We start from the raw sequence: 14,044 nt of genomic DNA, 5'->3' as shown, positions 1-14,044 counted from the left end.
GCCTTAGCTGACATCCAATACAAAGGATGGCTGACCATCGAGGGCTTCACCAGAAACGATCCTGCATTTGCCAATTCTATCGGTGTATGGAGAAACTTCTCTGAGCCTTGGGATATGGCGGAGAAGGGCTATGAGTTGATCCGAGAAAAACTTGCGAAGTATAATCCCTAGTCTAACTGATTTTCTGTTTACCAGATTCCGAACTGCTTGAAATGGTGTGCGAAGTGCTTCGGGTGAAAACGTTCCCAATCGGCATAAGCTAGCATTCCAAACCTCGGATGGACAGTGGTTGCTTTTATGTCAGACTCAAAGAATGCATTATAGGCTGTTATGCTGTCTATGAGTTGCTGCTTAGCTTCGTCTAAGTTCACACTTCGTAAAGGCATCAAATCTCCAGCATTCATGCCTGGAGCAACTACTCCGCGTGGGAAATCCATGTCTGAATCCAGAAGCGATCTTTTCTGAAATTTTTGCTTTTCATTTGGCTCAAACTCGGGAATTTTGATTCTGTTGTATGCTATTTTAACAGTGATGGTTAAGTGCTCTACCATATGCTGAGGAGACATAATTCCGAATTGTGCTGGTGTATTAGCTTTTAGATTCTTTAGTTTTTTCTCAATGCTCTTACTTTCCATAATTGGGTTCTTTAGGTTTTAAGGTACACAAAAAAAGCGCTTGAGAAATCAAGCGCTTTTGGTGATTAGGGAACTTTAAATCTTAGCTGCCACACATTTCGCAATTATCTGGATCATCCAGTGAGCATGCAATAGCATCTTGTTTCAGTGATTTTACTTCTACTATTTCTTGCTGAGCTTTTTCTACCTTCGGCTCAAATCCTGTCTTGTCCAACGTGAATTTAATGGCACCTACAGCTGCTTGAGATCTCAAGTAGTACATGCCGGTTTTCAATCCTTTTTTCCAAGCATAGAAGTGCATAGAGGTCAACTTACCGAAGTTAGGATCCTGCATGAAGATGTTCATGCTTTGAGACTGACAGATGTAAGCTCCACGATCGGCAGACATATCGATGATGATTTTCTGCGAAATCTCCCAAACAGTCTTGTAGATATCCTTGATGTGCTGAGGAATTCCCGGTACATCTTGCACAGAACCATTGGTAGAAATCAATCTATTTCTCATGGTGTCATCCCAAAGACCAAGTGCGATCAAGTCTTTCATCAAATGCTTATTCACAATAATGAACTCACCTGACAGGGTTCTCCTAGTGTAGATATTGGAAGTGTATGGCTCAAAGCACTCATTGTTGCCCAAGATCTGAGAAGTGGAGGCTGTAGGCATCGGAGCCATCAAGAGAGAGTTTCTCATGCCGTATTTCTTCACTTTTTCTTTTACCTCGGTCCAGTTCCATCTGTTTGACTTTGGAGTGACACCCCAAAGGTCAAACTGCAACTCACCTTTAGATGCTGGAGAACCTTCATAAGTCTCGTAGGTTCCTTGAACTTTGGCTAGTTCCATGGAAGTTTCCACAGCAGCAAAGTACATGGTTTCGAAGATGTCTTCATTTAAGCCTTTTGCTTCTGGAGAATCAAATGGCATTCGAAGCAATATAAATGCATCAGCAAGTCCTTGAATTCCCAGGCCGATTGGACGGTGACGGAAGTTTGAACGCTTTGCTTCTTCTACAGGATAGTAGTTTACATCAATCACCTTGTTTAGATTCTTGGTAGCTACTTTGGTGATTTCATATAATTTCTGGTGGTCAAAGAATAATTTCCCATCAGGACCTGCGGTTACAAATTTTGGAAGTGCAATAGAAGCCAAATTACAAACTGCTACTTCGTCTGGAGCAGTATACTCCATGATCTCCGTACAAAGATTGGAAGACTTGATCGTCCCTAAATTCTTTTGATTGGATTTGTAATTTGCAGCATCTTTATAAAGCATGTAAGGAGTACCAGTCTCGATTTGAGATTCTAGTACTTCAAACCAAAGCTCTTGAGCTTTGATCGTCTCACGAGCTTTGCCTTCTCTTTCGTATTTTTCATATAGTCTCTCAAACTCTTCTCCGTGACAATCAGAAAGTCCAGGAGCCTCATGAGGACAGAATAGTGACCATTCTAAGTTTTGCTCAACACGCTTCATGAATAAATCTGGAATCCAAAGTGCATAGAACAAATCTCTAGCTCTCATTTCTTCCTTACCATGATTTCTCTTCAGTTCCAAGAAATCTTTGATGTCCGCATGCCAAGGTTCTAGATAGATAGCAAAGCTTCCTTTTCTTTTTCCTCCACCTTGATCAACATAACGAGCGGTCATGTCGAAGTTTCTAAGCATTGGTACAATACCGTTTGAAACTCCGTTTGTGCCTTTGATATAGGAGCCTTTAGCTCTTACGTGGTGAATAGAAAGACCGATACCTCCAGCTGATTGAGAAATCTTAGCACATTGCTTCAATGTGTCGTAGATACCGTCGATACTGTCATCCTTCATCGTTAGCAAGAAGCAAGATGAAAGCTGAGGCTTAGGTGTGCCGGCATTGAAAAGGGTAGGAGTAGCATGCGTAAACCACTTTTCAGAAAGTAGGTTGTACGTTTCTATTACTGACTCCATGTCCTCTTTGTGGATCCCAACAGCCACTCTCATCAACATGTGCTGAGGACGTTCTACTACTTTTCCATTCAAACGGATCAAGTAACTTCTCTCCAAAGTCTTGAATCCAAAATAATCATACCCAAAATCCCTTTTGTAATCAACAGCCGCATCTAGTTTGGCTGCGTTCTTTTTGATGATGCCATATACTTCTGGATCTAGTAAAGCTGCATTTTCGTCAGTCTTTGGATTCACATGAGTATAGAGTCTTTTCATCGTGTTTGAAAAAGACTGACTAGTAGTTTTGTGAAGGTTGGAAATAGCGATTCTCGCTGCCAAGATTGCATAATCTGGATGCTTCACAGTCAGGGAAGCGCAAACTTCCGCAGCCAGATTGTCCAGCTCAGTAGTTGATACGCCATCATACAAACCATCGATTACTTTCTTCGCAACATCGATTGGCTGGATGAATCTTGGGTCCAACTCATAGCAAAGGTTCTCAATCCTGGTTGTGATTTTGTCGAATCGTACTGATTCTCGCCTTCCGTCTCTTTTTAATACTAGCATTTCTTTGGGATTTTTGGTTGATGGAAAAATGGGTTAGTTAGAAATCTTCACCAATGGAGAATCTTGGTGAATCGTCAGAACCCTCGTTAGATTTCATTACTCCTGCTTTTTGATAATCACCCACTCTTTTTTCGAAGAAGTTGGTTTTTCCCTGAAGCGAAATCATATCCATGAAATCAAATGGATTCGTGCTGTTCCATATTTTGTCGCATTCTAGTTCTCCTAGAAGACGATCAGCTACAAACTCAATGTATTGGCACATCAGATCAGAATTCATCCCGATGAGTCTTACTGGAAGCGCGTCGGTCACGAATTCTTTTTCTATTTCTACAGCATCTCTGATGATTTGTCGTACCGTTTCTTTTGGTAGTTGATTGTTCAGATGCTGGGTATATAGGTGGCAAGCAAAGTCACAGTGTAGTCCTTCGTCACGAGAGATTAGCTCGTTGGAGAAAGTAAGACCTGGCATTAAGCCTCTTTTCTTCAGCCAGAAAATAGAGCAGAATGAGCCAGAGAAAAAGATTCCTTCTACCGCTGCAAAAGCGATCAATCGCTCTTGGAAGTTTCCGTTGTCAATCCATCTCAAAGCCCAATCAGCTTTTTTCTTCACGCAGTCTATGTGCTCCATTGCGTTAAGCAATTTGTCACGCTCTCCTGCATCCTTAATGTAAGTGTCTATAAGTAAACTATAGGTCTCAGAATGGATGTTTTCCATTGCGATCTGAAAACCGTAGAAAAATTTTGCCTCTGTGTACTGAACTTCAGACACGAAATGTTCTGCTAAATTCTCATTTACAATCCCATCACTGGCAGCAAAAAATGCAAGAACGTGAGAGATAAAGTGACGCTCGCCATCATTCAATGCTTTCCAATCCACCATATCTTGACCTAAGTCAATCTCTTCGGCAGTCCAAAAGCTAGCCTCTGCTTTCTTATAATACTGCCAAATGTCATTGTGTTGGATTGGGAATAGAACAAAACGATTCTTATTCTCTTCTAATATTGGTTCGTACTGCATTGCCATCTTATTTTTTTAAGCGTAATAAATTTGCTCGTTAATATAGTTTCCGTCGGTCCGCTGATAGGAAAAGCTGCCTTTTTAGAACAGCCTTTGAACAAATATGTAAATCAAAATTGGGAAATAAAACCGGTGAAGTACCCATTCAACCTACTTTCTGAACAATGTTCAAAAGCTTCATATAGATCAATATATCAATAGTTTAGAGTAGGTCAAATAGAGCTTTGAGTTAATTGAATGGGCTATTTTTAAGGGTTTGAAATAAATTTAAATAATTACGAAAAAGATTTTCAACCAAAATTCAAGCATATAACTGACTATAGTTCAAGTATTACACATAATTAATTATGCTCTTCAAGATTTTGATCATCAAATGGTTGAGTGAAAATTGCTTAGTAGATTTCAAATGATTTTAGAATAGAATTGTCTTTCAGCTGGGAATTATTAAGGTGATATTCGTACAAATTTGAGGCTTGGAACAGTTTCACTGTAAATCTTAAATAATATTTCTTGAGGCAGTTTTTTTGTTTTATATAACTTCCCTATATTTGCACTCCGATTTCAAAAGAATCAAGAACTATGTACGCAATTGTAAACATCGCAGGAAAGCAGTTCAAAGTAACACAAGATCAGTTCGTCTATGCTCCAAAGCTAGACTTAGAAACTGGCGCTTCCATCGAATTCGACCAGGTACTATTAGCAGAAGCTGATGGAACTGTGTCCGTAGGAGCTCCCCTACTTAAAGGAGCATTGGTAACTGGGAAAGTCCTAGATCATGTAAAAGGTGATAAAGTCATCGTCTTCAAAAAGAAGCGCCGTAAGGGCTACAAGAAGAAGAACGGTCACAGACAAGACTTCACTAAAGTATTGATAGAAACTATTTCACTCTAAGTTTTCTTTTCCGAAAACTATAAAAGAATAAAACCATGGCACATAAGAAAGGCGTCGGTAGTTCCAGAAACGGTAGAGACTCACAATCCAAGAGACTTGGTGTGAAGAAATTTGGTGGCGAAGTAGTAATCGCTGGTAATATTATCGTAAGACAAAGAGGTACTAAGCATCACCCAGGTGAGAACGTAGGACTTGGTAAAGATCATACCTTGTTCGCTACATCTAACGGTGTTGTTACCTTCAGAAAGAAATTTGATGGCAGATCATACGTAAGCGTATTGCCAGCAGAAGCTTAATTTTAAGCAAACAATCAATTAGATAGCTCCTTCATTTGAAGGAGCTATTTTTTTGTCCTAATTTTTTGTAAACCTTAAAACACCAAGGTCACAGCGGTTTACACAAAGCGCACAGTTTACATCTAAAAGTTCTTGATATATGGCTTGTTCTATTAGTGGCTGGCTTTCTCTTACTCAAGCTTTAAGCGCATTGGAGAATCCTCTTTGATTCCTTAATTAGACATAATAAATCATTCATTAATCAAGACTTTGTCAACGTAAAAAGAAATTCCTTGATTGGCTAGCCGAGAAAATGAAATGAAGAGAAACATGCTAGGCGACTAACGCCAGTGGGGTATGAGAGGTGTTTAGTTGTGCACTCTATTTTACTTACCGTATACTTCGTGGTTAAATGGATTTTCAACAAAAAAAAAGCCCGACTAATAAAATATCAGACGGGCAATTTGTGATGATAGGTATTTTTAAAAAGGTCTATAGCTCATCACTTGATCTATAAATGTTGTTGCACTCTCCGGCGAAATAACGAGTATAAATACTATTCCGAAAATTGCTCCATACAAATGTGCGTCATGGTTGATTGCATCATCTTGGTTTTTCCCTTTGAAATAAGAGTAAAGAAGAAAGAGTACACCTAAAATAAATCCAGGTAGGCAAAGTATCCCAAATAAGCAGATATCTGAAAGTGGGAGAATAATGATACTAGCAAAAACGGTTGCCGCTGTTCCTCCTGAAGCTCCCAATGCTCTGTAATAGCTGTTGTCTTGGTTTTTCAAGTAGGTAGGAATATCAGAAATGATAATCCCCAAAAGATAGAATAGTACATAAACTGCTCCTCCCATTACTACACCAAACTTGTAAGCAAGCACTTGCTCAACCACTCCTCCGAAGAAGTAGAAGGTGAACATGTTGAAGAAAAGGTGGATGTAGTCTTTGTGAATAAATCCGGACGTGATAAATCTATCCCACTGCCCATTTCTCTTAATTTTATATGGAATGAACATACAGCGTTCCATAAACGCTGCATTATTGATTCCGTAGTAACTGCTGATCGCAGTGATAATGATCAGGACAAGTGTAATTGATAAATCCATTTATTTTTCTCTGTGAATTAGGTCCTGAGTGATTTTCTTGAGTTCGAGGAAGTAGTCTTCGTTTTTGAAATGGATTGCATCGTATTGCGCAAATCCAGCTTCGAAATAAGAATTCATTTTGGCTTCGGTGATCGCCTTGATACCTAGCTTTTCATAAATCCCTCTCACTGCCTGTACTTTTTCTTCTTTGTCAAAGTCGCTTTGGGAGAGCCAATAGTTTAGCGCTTCAGCATCTTTTCCTTCGGCCAGTTCCAAGGCTTTTATCAGTAGAAAGGTCTTTTTATTGGAAATGATATCTCCTCCCACCTGCTTACCGAATTTGGCCTGATCTGCAAAGACATCTAGTAAATCGTCTTTCAGCTGAAAGCCTACACCGATGTTCATGCCGAATTCATATAATTTCTGAGCATCGTCCTTTTCAGCGCCAGCGAGTAAAGCACCGAGCTGCAAGGCGAATCCCAAAAGTACTGCAGTCTTTAAGCGAATCATGTTGATGTATTCGTCTTCGTGTACAGACTCCAAAGCCTCGAAATTCATATCGAACTGCTGTCCTTCACAAACCTCTGACGCTGTTTTGTTGAACAAGCGAATGACCTCTCCAAGTTTTTCTGCTTGAGTAGGTAAGAGCAAGTCATATGCTTTCACCAACATCACGTCGCCTGAAAGTATGGCTACGTTATTATTCCATTTCATATGGACAGCTTCTTTTCCTCTTCTCAGGGGAGCATCGTCCATAATGTCGTCGTGCATCAGCGTGAAGTTGTGAAAAACTTCTACCGCAGCTGCCTGACTTAGGATTGTTTCTGGATCAGTCTTATAGATCCCATAGGCCAATAAACTAAGCAAAGGACGGATTCTCTTTCCGTCCAGGCTTAGAATATAAGTAATGGGTTCATAAAGTTCTCTTGGTGACTTACCTATCCCCGCATCTATCGGGAATTCATTCTGGATGTAGTGCTCCAGCTTACCTAACAGGGCGTGCGCGTGGCTTTTTTCTGTCATTATTATCTGCAAATTCCAAATCAATTGTTCTACGGTCAATGTCGGTGTTGACCACCCTGACCTTAACTTTATCACCTAAAGTGATCATTTTTTTAGTCTTCGATCCAACTAAACGCATGTTTTTCTGGTCAAAGTCGTAGTAATCGTCATCCATATCCTGGACACGAATCATACCTTCACACTTGGTTTCAGTAATTTCTACAAAAACTCCCCATTCTGTGATTCCAGCTACAATTCCCTCGTAATCCTTGTCTTCTGCAAGTGACATGAATTCCACTTGCTTGTATTTGATAGAAGCTCTTTCTGCATCAGCAGCACGTTTTTCTCGCTCAGAGGAATGCACACATTTTTGTTCCCAAGCTTCTGCATCTGGAGATTTTCCATTTTCAAGATAAAGCTCAAGCAGCCTGTGCACCATCATATCTGGGTATCGACGGATAGGAGAGGTGAAGTGGGAATAATGTGCGAATGCAAGACCAAAGTGTCCTTTTGGTTCGGTCGTATATTTGGCTTTTGCCATACTTCGGATAGCCAATTGCTCCAACACATTTTGCTCAGGCTTGCCTTGTATTTCTTCCATCAGCTTATTCAGCGCATTGGAGACATTATTAGGGTTTTGAATATCGAATTCGTGACCAAATCTTTTCGCAAAGCCTGAGAAAGTATCCAGTCGCTCCATATCTGGAGAATCGTGCGTACGATATACGAAAGTGTCCTTGCCCTTATTCTTATTGAAAATAAATTCTGCTACATATTTGTTTGCCAAAAGCATAAACTCTTCTATGAGCTTATGAATGTCCTTTCGCTCTTTGATAACCAAACCAAGTGGTTTGCCTTTTTCGTCTAGTTTGAATTTTACTTCTACAGTTTCAAAGTTGACCGCACCATGCTTGAATCTGCGTTGACGAACTTTCTTAGCCATTACATTAAGCAATGTCAGTTCTTCAAAGTAATCGCCTGATTGATTATCAATATTCTCTTGAGCATCTTCGTAGGCATATCTTCGATCAGAATGAATGACAGTTTTGCCAATCCAATGTTTCTTCACGTTAGCTTCATCATCTACCTCGAATACGCAGGCAAAAGTCAGTTTGTCTTCATTTGGACGTAGAGAACATAGTCCATTGCTCAATCGCTCCGGAAGCATAGGGATTGTTCTGTCCACGAGGTAGACAGATGTTGCTCTATTATAAGCCTCTTTCTCCAAAGCCGTGTTTGGCTGCACGTAGTGTGTCACATCAGCTATGTGTACACCTATTTCATGATTGCCATTTTCAAGTTTTCTATAGGAAATAGCATCATCAAAATCCTTCGCATCTGCCGGGTCAATTGTGAAAGTCAAGATGTCTCTGAAATCTTTCCTTTTCTTGATCTCTTTTGCAGTGATCTTCTCTGAAATTGCCTCAGCTTCTTTCTCTGGTTCCTCTGGATACTCGAACGGCAATCCGAATTCGGCCATGATGGAGTGAATTTCTACTTCATGCTCTCCAGCTTTGCCGAGTACTCGAATTACTTCTCCAGTTGGATTCTTATCTCCTTCTCGCCATTCGGTGAGTTTTACGATTACTTTTTCTCCATGCACTGCACCATTCAATGCCCCTCTATGAACAAAAATATCCTTGTGCATTTTTTTGAAGTCAGGAACGATGAATGCAAAGCGAGGTGATATTTCCACTCGCCCGACGTATTCGTCACGACTTCTTTCTACTACTTCCAGTACTTTGCCTTCCACTCGCCCGGTTTTTCCTTTGAGAGGATAGACCATCACACGGACTTTGTCACCATCAAGTGCTTGCTTGAGATCTGCTTCTTTGATCAAAATATCTCCATCGACTTTTTCAGGGTCAAGTGGGGTAATGAATGCGAAGCGAGGATTTACAAAGTCTACAATACCTTCGATGAACTCAGGATCTTGTGTGGATGAATAATAATTTCTAGGATTTCGAGAAACTGAACCAGCCTCTACTAGTTTACTTAGCACTGGCTCGACGCCTCCTTTTGTGAGGGCATCTCTGATTTCCAGTTTCTTAATGATTTGCTTGGAGTTAAATTCTTCTCCAAAATTAGCGTCTAAAAATTGAAGAATACGACGAGCCAAGCTGGCTGCATCTGTTTGATTTTCTCCTCTATTTTTGCTTGTTTTTTTTCTGTCTGATTTTCTTCCCATGTTTTGGGTTGTTGATTAGGGTTAAGGTAAAAAGATTTATGTCCCTGCGCCCATTAATCTTTATGATCTTTTTTTGATTCGTCTAAATGGATGATTTCTATTTCTAAGTCATCCGACTGCGGATGCATAGCCATATACACACGAGCTGTGACTTCTACATCTCTCAGGCAATATTTTTTGATTTTTTCTACGTCTTTCTCCAGATGAAAAGTAGTGTTGACCTGACTTCCGTCAAGATCATCTTTTGAAGATGGAATTCCAAAAACTGAAGCTAAAAGCTCCAAGCGGGTGTAATGTTTATAGTCTCCAAACTTCCAAAGTTCCATCGTGTCGAGATGGCGAACTTCCCAAGGCTTTTTCCCTGAGATCTGTAAAGGCTCTGGCAAGGCTACTCCGTTGATGAGCATTCTGCGGCAGAGGTATGGAAAATCAAATTCCTTACCGTTGTGAGCGCAAAGAATCCATTTTTTCTTTTCTAACAAAGCCTTGAATTCCAAGAGAAGTTCCCTTTCATCATCATTTGCATAACATTTCGATCTGAAAGCCAGTTTTTTGTCTTTCTTTTTCCACTGAAAATACCCGACTCCGACGCAGACAACTTGTCCAAATTCGGCATGTATTCCAGCTCGATCAAAATACAAGTAGCCAGGTTCGTGAATAACTTCTTCAGTTTGTATCAAACGCTCTTTTCGAAGCCATTCTTCCTGAATCCGCTCTGGCAGTTCTTCATATTTCTCAGTTAATGAAGCTGTCTCAATATCTAGAAACAGAATATCATTCAGTTGATCAAAAAAATCTGCCATAAGCGATTATTATGCGTGGAGAATTCCTTCTAGGCCAATTTCGGGAATCAACTTTATGAACTCAGGATCGAAACTGCCTGAAGTAAAGATAAACTTTTTATCAAAAATCTGATCCATAATATAGTAACTCACCCAAAACTCATTGTTCAAAGCAAAAACTGATGGATCAATCGCTTCGATTTTAGCTACAGCCTGCTCACCTAGCTCATCTAACATGTGTCGAAGCATAGATGTTTTTTTTATTTCTCCATTTATTTCACCGTACCCTTTTGAAGTGATCATGATATTTTTCAACTCAATCATATTCAAGTTGATAATATATACCGCCCAGGCTGTCCCCGTAGCCGTTTCTTCTTTAGCTATAGCGAGTTTTACTCCTGTGACTGGGTGAAAATCGATGTCTTTCTTCATTATAATTCTATGTTCTCCATTTCAAATAATTCGATCAAATGCTGTTTTACTCGCTCTTTGGCCTCTTGCATATCCACTGCTCTTCCTAGTTCGAGGTGAAGTGATGTCACTGCCTTGTCGTCTATCCCGCAGGGGATGATATGTCCAAAATAGCTGATATCCGTATTGACGTTGAAAGCAAAACCGTGCATGGTAACCCATCGGCTGGATTTTACCCCCATAGCACAGATTTTCCTGGGATTTTTCTGTTCCAAATGATCAATCCAAACGCCAGTTAGGCCTTCGATCCTACCTGCTTCTATCCCATAATCTGCCAAAGTCAAAATGATTGCTTCTTCGAGGAATCTTAGGTATTTGTGAATGTCAGTGAAGAAATTATCGAGATCCAAAATCGGATATCCGACCAGCTGACCTGGGCCATGATAAGTGATATCCCCACCACGATTAATCTTGTAATACTGAGCTTGGTGGCTTTCGAGACCATTTTCATTCAAAAGCAGGTTTTCTTCTTTACCACTTTTTCCCAGTGTATAGACATGCGGGTGCTCTACGAAAAGGACGTAATTATAACTTGGAGACTGATCAGTGGGAGCCAGCGGACGATTACTGATTTTCAGTGCGACCGTCTCAGCAAATAACTGCTCCTGATAGTCCCAAGATTCTTGATAATCAAGCTGTCCTAAGTCTCGGAATTCTACTTTTTTATTAATAATTTCATTCATCGGATAGTCCCGAAGGATTTACTTTTCAACTGAGCCATCAACTGGTTCGTTCATTGATTTTTCAAAATTAAACAAATATCCAAGATGGCTGAGCACAACGATTCTGGAAAACTTGCGGAGGAACTAGCTGCTGACTGGCTAGTGAGCAAAGGGTATGAATTTTTAGTGAAGAATTATAGACACTCACATGCTGAGATTGATTTGATCATGAAGCATCGCGGACTGTTAATTTTTGTTGAAGTTAAATTCAGATCAGGGACTGGCTTTGGATTTGCAGAGGAGTTTGTGGATTCGGTCAAGCGGAAACTGATTATTAAGGCAGCGGATCATTTTATTTATGAAAATGATTGGCATAAGGATATCCGCTTTGATATCATTGGAGTTTATAGAGATCGAACCGGTAAAATTAATTTCAGGCATTTTGAAGATGCTTTTTACTAAAAACTCACCCCAGTTTTAATTTTAAGACTTATGAAAAAAGTAATAGTAACGTTCTTTTTTGCCCTGTTGGCAATCGCAGGATTCGCTCAAGATGCTAAAAAGGACAGACGAATAGTGGAAGATGCTACGGATGCAAAAGCAGCATTCTTGGATGATGATCCCGAAATGGAGAATTTTTTCAACTCTTCCTATGGCTACATCATCCTGCCAAATGTAGGTAAAGGTGGTTTTGGGATTGGCGGAGCTGCCGGAAACGGGGTTGCTTATCAAGGTGGAGAGAATATTGGCTTTGCAAAAATGACGCAGATCACGATAGGTTTTCAGGCAGGCGGACAAGCCTATTCAGAAGTTGTTTTCTTCGAAGATCAGGAGGCGTTTGAGCGATTCAAAAATAGTAAAGTAGAAATGTCAGCTCAGGTATCTGCAGTTGCCGCAGCTGAAGGCGCTTCGTTAAATGCTAAGTATGTCGAGGGTGTAGCGGTATTTACGCTCGCAAAAGGCGGATTGATGTATGAAGCCTCAGTAGGAGGGCAGCAATTCAAATTCAGAGATAAGTAAGAATTATATGTATTACGGAAATGATGCAAGAATACTTATTTTCTTTGGTGTACTGGCTGGAAGACCGAAGACCAGTGACCGAAGTGGCCTAAAATCTAGAGTTTAGCTTATATTTTGATGCTTACATCCACTTACTGGTAGAAAAGCTGATTTACTTAAAAAATTAATTGGTAGTATCCCATTAAGTGTGTAAGTGTAGAAAAGTTATTCTATAATTTTTCGGCCCATTCAAAGGCCTGGAAAAATTTATGGAAATAACTTTTCGGGGTAACTTTACACATTTAAAGCTATGAAAAAAGAAGATGTTCTAAGCGAGGAATTCCTCAAGCAGTTCAAAACCGGCGAAGAGTTGTACTCTTTTCTTTCTCAGATTCAAAAACGTGGGGTAGAACAGATCCTCGAAGGCGAACTGGATTCCCATTTGGGATACGATAAGCACCAGACTTCCATTAGTGCCAATGCACGTAACGGTCACAGCAAGAAAAAAATCAAAAACCAGTTTGGTGTAGCTGAGATTCAGGTGCCACGAGACAGAGATGCCTCCTTTGCTCCTGCGCTTATTCCAAAGCGTAAGAACATGGCGGAGGGAGTGGAAAATATCATCATTTCCCTGTATGCCAAGGGGATGAGTGTCAGTGATATTGAAGAACAGATCAGGGAGCTCTATAATATTGAACTGTCCACCTCAGCGATATCACGGATCACCGAGCGCGTTTCACAGGACATTACCTTGTGGCAAAACAGACCGCTGGAATCAGTCTATTGCATCGTCTGGATGGATGGTATTGTATTCAAAGTCAGAGAAAGTTCCAGAGTCATCGACAAAACCATTTACATCGCTATAGGTCTGCGAACAGATGGAAAGAAGGAAGTCTTGGGGCTTTGGTTGGGGAAAAACGAATCCGCAGCCTTCTGGCTGAGTGTATTGACAGATTTACGTTCCAGAGGCGTTCAGGACATCCTGATCACCGCCACGGACAATCTGAAGGGCTTTACAGAAGCCATCAGATCCGTTTTTCCCGAATCCACCAAGCAGATCTGCATCGTCCATCAAATCCGCAATGCCTGCCGATATGTGGTCTGGAAGGACAGAAAGGCCTTCACTGCTGATATGAAGGAAATCTACACTGCTCCCAACCGTGAAGCAGCAGCACTCGCTCTGGATCAGTTAGAAGCCATCTGGAGTCAGAAATACGGCTATGCAATCAAAAGCTGGAGGGACAACTGGGAAGAGTTGACTGCATTTTTGGCTTTCCCGATGGAAATCCGAAAGATCATCTACACCACCAATATCATTGAAAACCTGAATGGGAAAATCAGAAAATACACCAAGAATAAACTTTCCTATCCGACCGATGATGCAGTAATGAAGTCCGTATTCCTGGCCGTTAACGAATCCACTAAAAAATGGACGATGCCAATCCGGGATTGGGGCACCATCTTAAACCAATTTATGATTATGTTTGAAAACCGTCTAAAATTCTAACCAACCTTAAAATTCATTTACACACTTTTCGGGATAGTGTC

The 14,044-nt window shown here is 40.5% G+C and carries 14 protein-coding genes and 1 pseudogene; 6 read left to right on the top strand and 9 right to left on the bottom strand.

Translation table 11 applies throughout. From position 1 onward, the window contains the following. A pseudogene (locus BM291_RS22370) lies at positions 1 to 171 on the top strand (sugar phosphate isomerase/epimerase); the annotation flags it as partial. A 17-nt stretch (positions 172 to 188) separates the two neighbouring features. Here BM291_RS22370 and BM291_RS21655 read toward each other — a convergent pair. From BM291_RS21655 to BM291_RS21645, 3 genes are all read right to left on the bottom strand, one after another. Next, on the bottom strand, positions 189 to 635 hold the full coding sequence (locus BM291_RS21655; RefSeq protein WP_092902057.1) for a DUF1569 domain-containing protein: 447 nt from the start codon (positions 633 to 635) through the stop codon (positions 189 to 191). Positions 636 to 717: 82 nt separating this feature from the next. Then, the gene (locus BM291_RS21650; protein ID WP_092902054.1) at positions 718 to 3,117 is read right to left on the bottom strand and encodes a ribonucleoside-diphosphate reductase subunit alpha; all 2,400 of its coding nucleotides are present in this window, start codon (positions 3,115 to 3,117) and stop codon (positions 718 to 720) included. Between the two features lie 37 nt (positions 3,118 to 3,154). Further along, a complete protein-coding gene (locus BM291_RS21645; protein ID WP_092902060.1) occupies positions 3,155 to 4,135 on the bottom strand; it encodes a ribonucleoside-diphosphate reductase small subunit in 981 nt (326 codons plus the stop codon). A 579-nt stretch (positions 4,136 to 4,714) separates the two neighbouring features. On the opposite strand from BM291_RS21645, the gene rplU reads away from it, so the two are divergent. Together rplU and rpmA are read left to right on the top strand one after the other, a co-directional pair. Further along, complete coding sequence (gene rplU / locus BM291_RS21640) at positions 4,715 to 5,026, top strand: 50S ribosomal protein L21 (protein ID WP_092902051.1); 312 nt, start codon at positions 4,715 to 4,717, stop codon at positions 5,024 to 5,026. 35 nt (positions 5,027 to 5,061) lie between these two features. Continuing rightward, entirely contained in the window at positions 5,062 to 5,322 is a 261-nt protein-coding gene (gene rpmA, locus BM291_RS21635; protein ID WP_086503232.1) for a 50S ribosomal protein L27, read from the top strand. Positions 5,323 to 5,783: 461 nt separating this feature from the next. Here the strand turns inward: rpmA and BM291_RS21630 are convergent, their stop codons facing one another. The 6 genes from BM291_RS21630 to lipB are packed head-to-tail and all read right to left on the bottom strand — an operon-like array spanning position 5,784 to position 11,518. Next, positions 5,784 to 6,413 carry a rhomboid family intramembrane serine protease gene (locus BM291_RS21630; RefSeq protein ID WP_092902048.1) on the bottom strand — a complete coding sequence of 210 codons (630 nt, stop codon included), beginning with the start codon at positions 6,411 to 6,413 and terminating at the stop codon, positions 5,784 to 5,786. Further along, positions 6,414 to 7,415 (bottom strand): polyprenyl synthetase family protein, encoded by a 1,002-nt coding sequence (locus tag BM291_RS21625; RefSeq protein ID WP_092902045.1) that lies wholly within the window; start codon positions 7,413 to 7,415, stop codon positions 6,414 to 6,416. It abuts the gene before it with no gap. Beyond that, positions 7,378 to 9,582, bottom strand: a complete 2,205-nt coding sequence (gene rnr, locus BM291_RS21620; protein ID WP_092902042.1) for a ribonuclease R — start codon at positions 9,580 to 9,582, stop codon at positions 7,378 to 7,380. Before rnr ends, BM291_RS21625 begins: the two co-directional genes overlap by 38 nt. A gap of 53 nt (positions 9,583 to 9,635) precedes the next feature. Then, the gene (locus BM291_RS21615; protein WP_092902039.1) at positions 9,636 to 10,385 is read right to left on the bottom strand and encodes a 3'-5' exonuclease; all 750 of its coding nucleotides are present in this window, start codon (positions 10,383 to 10,385) and stop codon (positions 9,636 to 9,638) included. Between the two features lie 9 nt (positions 10,386 to 10,394). Beyond that, on the bottom strand, positions 10,395 to 10,796 hold the full coding sequence (locus BM291_RS21610) for a hypothetical protein (protein ID WP_092902036.1): 402 nt from the start codon (positions 10,794 to 10,796) through the stop codon (positions 10,395 to 10,397). Further along, on the bottom strand, positions 10,796 to 11,518 hold the full coding sequence (lipB, locus tag BM291_RS21605) for a lipoyl(octanoyl) transferase LipB (protein ID WP_092902033.1): 723 nt from the start codon (positions 11,516 to 11,518) through the stop codon (positions 10,796 to 10,798). The genes BM291_RS21610 and lipB overlap by 1 nt, the downstream gene beginning before the upstream one ends. Before the next feature lie 84 nt (positions 11,519 to 11,602). On the opposite strand from lipB, the gene BM291_RS21600 reads away from it, so the two are divergent. The 3 genes from BM291_RS21600 to BM291_RS21590 all read left to right on the top strand — a co-directional run bounded on the left by BM291_RS21600 (position 11,603) and on the right by BM291_RS21590 (position 14,003). After that, positions 11,603 to 11,959 (top strand): YraN family protein, encoded by a 357-nt coding sequence (locus tag BM291_RS21600; RefSeq protein ID WP_092902030.1) that lies wholly within the window; start codon positions 11,603 to 11,605, stop codon positions 11,957 to 11,959. Between the two features lie 30 nt (positions 11,960 to 11,989). Continuing rightward, complete coding sequence (locus tag BM291_RS21595; protein WP_092902027.1) at positions 11,990 to 12,517, top strand: YSC84-related protein; 528 nt, start codon at positions 11,990 to 11,992, stop codon at positions 12,515 to 12,517. A gap of 289 nt (positions 12,518 to 12,806) precedes the next feature. Continuing rightward, positions 12,807 to 14,003, top strand: a complete 1,197-nt coding sequence (locus BM291_RS21590; protein WP_092900207.1) for an IS256 family transposase — start codon at positions 12,807 to 12,809, stop codon at positions 14,001 to 14,003. Positions 14,004 to 14,044 lie beyond the last annotated feature (41 nt).

Source organism: Algoriphagus aquimarinus (genome assembly GCF_900112005.1).
Taxonomy (GTDB): domain Bacteria; phylum Bacteroidota; class Bacteroidia; order Cytophagales; family Cyclobacteriaceae; genus Algoriphagus; species Algoriphagus aquimarinus.
Note: the sequence above shows the minus strand (reverse complement) of the source record. Positions and strands in the feature narration are given on the sequence as shown.

What these genes read in the sequence shown, in the direction of transcription:
- BM291_RS21645 (WP_092902060.1), bottom strand. Translation starts at nt 4,135, where the DNA reads ATGCAGTACGAACCAATATTAGAAGAGAATAAGAATCGTTTTGTTCTA.
- BM291_RS21600 (WP_092902030.1), top strand. Translation starts at nt 11,603, where the DNA reads ATGGCTGAGCACAACGATTCTGGAAAACTTGCGGAGGAACTAGCTGCT.
- BM291_RS21615 (WP_092902039.1), bottom strand. Translation starts at nt 10,385, where the DNA reads ATGGCAGATTTTTTTGATCAACTGAATGATATTCTGTTTCTAGATATT.
- BM291_RS21610 (WP_092902036.1), bottom strand. Translation starts at nt 10,796, where the DNA reads ATGAAGAAAGACATCGATTTTCACCCAGTCACAGGAGTAAAACTCGCT.
- BM291_RS21650 (WP_092902054.1), bottom strand. Translation starts at nt 3,117, where the DNA reads ATGCTAGTATTAAAAAGAGACGGAAGGCGAGAATCAGTACGATTCGAC.
- rnr (WP_092902042.1), bottom strand. Translation starts at nt 9,582, where the DNA reads ATGGGAAGAAAATCAGACAGAAAAAAAACAAGCAAAAATAGAGGAGAA.
- rplU (WP_092902051.1), top strand. Translation starts at nt 4,715, where the DNA reads ATGTACGCAATTGTAAACATCGCAGGAAAGCAGTTCAAAGTAACACAA.
- BM291_RS21655 (WP_092902057.1), bottom strand. Translation starts at nt 635, where the DNA reads ATGGAAAGTAAGAGCATTGAGAAAAAACTAAAGAATCTAAAAGCTAAT.
- BM291_RS21630 (WP_092902048.1), bottom strand. Translation starts at nt 6,413, where the DNA reads ATGGATTTATCAATTACACTTGTCCTGATCATTATCACTGCGATCAGC.
- rpmA (WP_086503232.1), top strand. Translation starts at nt 5,062, where the DNA reads ATGGCACATAAGAAAGGCGTCGGTAGTTCCAGAAACGGTAGAGACTCA.
- BM291_RS21595 (WP_092902027.1), top strand. Translation starts at nt 11,990, where the DNA reads ATGAAAAAAGTAATAGTAACGTTCTTTTTTGCCCTGTTGGCAATCGCA.
- lipB (WP_092902033.1), bottom strand. Translation starts at nt 11,518, where the DNA reads ATGAATGAAATTATTAATAAAAAAGTAGAATTCCGAGACTTAGGACAG.
- BM291_RS21590 (WP_092900207.1), top strand. Translation starts at nt 12,807, where the DNA reads ATGAAAAAAGAAGATGTTCTAAGCGAGGAATTCCTCAAGCAGTTCAAA.
- BM291_RS21625 (WP_092902045.1), bottom strand. Translation starts at nt 7,415, where the DNA reads ATGACAGAAAAAAGCCACGCGCACGCCCTGTTAGGTAAGCTGGAGCAC.